The sequence below is a fragment of the Faecalitalea cylindroides ATCC 27803 genome, from assembly GCF_000469305.1.
Lineage (GTDB): Bacteria > Bacillota_I > Bacilli_A > Erysipelotrichales > Erysipelotrichaceae > Faecalitalea > Faecalitalea cylindroides.
Window position 1 is genome coordinate 1 of record NZ_KI271037.1, and the last position, 2,737, is coordinate 2,737.

Genomic DNA, 2,737 nt, shown 5'->3' on the forward strand with positions numbered 1-2,737 from the left:
CACCGGAAATGACCAAAATGACAAAAAAATTGAAAAAAATACGAGAAAAAATATGAGAAGCAACATTTAGACAATATGAAACAATTTTATTAATGATGATACTAGGCGTATGGTATCAAATCAGTGGTTTTGTAGAAGAGCTTCAAGTTAAAGAAAGAAAATATATAAAGACTGTTTTTGTGTTTGGCAAAAATTCCATGAAACGAATTTTTTTATTTAATTTTAAGTTTGTGGTTAATTTGGGATTAGAAAACAAATAATATATACAATATTTAAGAAAATAAGCTATAATAAATCTAGTTTTTTGATGGTTGGAATTAAAAAACAACAAAACGAAAGGTCGTGAATGAATGAATCAGGAAGAAAGAAAAGTTTCCTATAAATATATAGTTTATATTCAATTTGATGAATCTAAAAAAGCTTATACATTTGGATCAAATATTAAATATGACTTAAATGATCAAGTTGTGGTAGAAACAATTCGAGGTAAAGAGCTGGGTAAAGTTTGTGCACCGGTAATCGATTTTGATGCCAAAAAGATCAAAGGGGATTGTAAACCGGTTTTACGATTAGCCACAAAATACGATTTGATTCAAAAAGAAGAAAACACAAAAAAAGCGCAGGAGGCATTAAAAATTTGTCATAAGTGCATTGAAGCTTTAGATTTAGATATGCATTTGATCAGTGGTGAATATACATTAGATCGTTCTAAAGTTATTTTTACTTATGTTTCTGATGATAGAGTTGATTTCAGACAACTTTTAAAGGATCTTGCCAGTCAGTTACATTGTCGTATTGAATTAAGACAAGTTGGACCAAGAAATAAAGCTAAAATGGTTGGTGGTTTAGGAAACTGCGGAATGGAAACTTGTTGTTCAAGATTTTTAAATGATTTTGATACGGTTTCTATAAATATGGCAAAGAACCAGTTATTAGCTTTAAATATTCAAAAACTAAGTGGACAGTGTGGAAAATTGATGTGCTGCTTGCGTTATGAAAATGATGAGTATACAAGACTTAGAAAAGATTTGCCAAAATTGAATTCTATGATCACATTTGAAGATAGTAAATATCGTATCACCAGCATGAATGTCTTACAAAAACAAGCTAAATTGGAAAACAAAGAAGAAGTTCGATTTGTATCTTTTGAAGAATTATGGCCAGATAAGGATTTCAGCGATGAAGATTACTAAGAGTTTTGATGAAAAAAAACCAACTTTATATCTTGTACCAACTCCTATTGGAAATTTAAAAGAAATCACATCTAGAGCTTTAGAAGTGTTGAATGCCGTGGATGTGATTGCAGCAGAAGATACAAGAAACACAAAGAAATTATTAATGGCTTATAACATTCAAAAACCTTTGATTTCACATCATGAGCATAATCAGGCAACAAGCATTCCACAAATCTTGAATCATTTACACAATAATAATAGTGTAGCAGTTGTATCGGATGCCGGATATCCATTGGTTTCAGATCCAGGCGCCAATCTTGTAAAAGAAGTGATTAAAGAAGATTATGCCGTTGTTTCTTTATCTGGAGCTAATGCGGCAATGAATGCTTTAGTAGCAAGTGGATTATCCTGTGTTCATTATTTGTTTTATGGATTTCTTGAAAATAAATCCAGCAAACGTAAGAAACAATTAGATGAGCTGAAAGATTTTCCTTATACTTTGATTTTTTATGAAGCTCCTCATCGCATTGAATCTATGTTGCAGGATGTTTTGGAAGTTTTAGGCGATCGAAATATGTGTCTTGCTAGAGAACTGACAAAACTTCATGAAGAATATATTCGTGGAACAGTAAGTGAAGTTGTGCAGGTCGCAAAAGACAAAAAAGGCGAAATGGTTGTTATCATAGAAGGAAAACCAATCAAAGAAGAAACCTTTGATATGAAAAAAGCGATTGAAAAAGTTGATGAGTATATAAAACGAGGTTTAAAAACAAAAGAAGCCATAAAAAAAGCAGCCACTGAATTAGGCTGTTCTAAAAATGAGTTATACGATGAATATCACAAGAGTCATTAATTTGACTCTTTTATTTTAAGAAAATAAAAAAATATTTCCTCCACAATTAGTAAAAACATGCGATAATCTGTGTTGCGGATGTATACAAATTACATAGTAATAATTTGTATTCTACAAATAAATTGCTACTGATTCTTTAAGTTTTCAATAGGCGAAAAGAAGACCGCAACAACTTTTTTCTTATCGTGTCAATATTTGGATTATAAGCAATAAATATGCCGATATTAATTTAAATTTTACGTTGTTTTGTGATCTTAAATTTGGGTAAATTTATTTAGAAAATAAATGTATTGTCATTATTTTGTAAGAACTATTTGAGAAAATATAAGTATGTACATGACAAGAGAAAGATATCAAAGCAACCAGATATGTATTCTACAAGAAACTTGTATTGATATTTTTTATATGCTTGATTTATATTTATAAAATTGCAATGTCAAATAGTGTTTTTAAAAGAATAAAAAGAAAAACAAATTTTCAATCTTTTTTTGTCACTTTGTTCCTTTCCAGTGTAATAGATAAGTGAAAAGAGAAAGATATATATAGCTTGATTGAACGAGTGCTCTATATATCGGAAGATTCAAAAAACTTGAATTTATAGTTCAATGACAATCTTCATTTCACATGTTATATTTTAGGAGGAACAAGATGACAACAAAAAAATAACAGCTATACGACCTTTGATCAGGAAATCAATACCTTCTTCAAG

The 2,737-nt window shown here is 29.7% G+C and carries 2 protein-coding genes; both read left to right on the forward strand.

Going from position 1 to position 2,737, the window contains the following annotated elements; genetic code table 11:
- Positions 1-350: 350 nt before the first annotated feature.
- Entirely contained in the window at positions 351-1,193 is an 843-nt protein-coding gene (gene ricT / locus HMPREF0367_RS07970; protein ID WP_035403119.1) for a regulatory iron-sulfur-containing complex subunit RicT, read from the forward strand.
- Complete coding sequence (rsmI, locus tag HMPREF0367_RS07975; protein WP_035403122.1) at positions 1,180-2,028, forward strand: 16S rRNA (cytidine(1402)-2'-O)-methyltransferase; 849 nt, start codon at positions 1,180-1,182, stop codon at positions 2,026-2,028. Before ricT ends, rsmI begins: the two co-directional genes overlap by 14 nt.
- Positions 2,029-2,737: the final 709 nt, after the last annotated feature.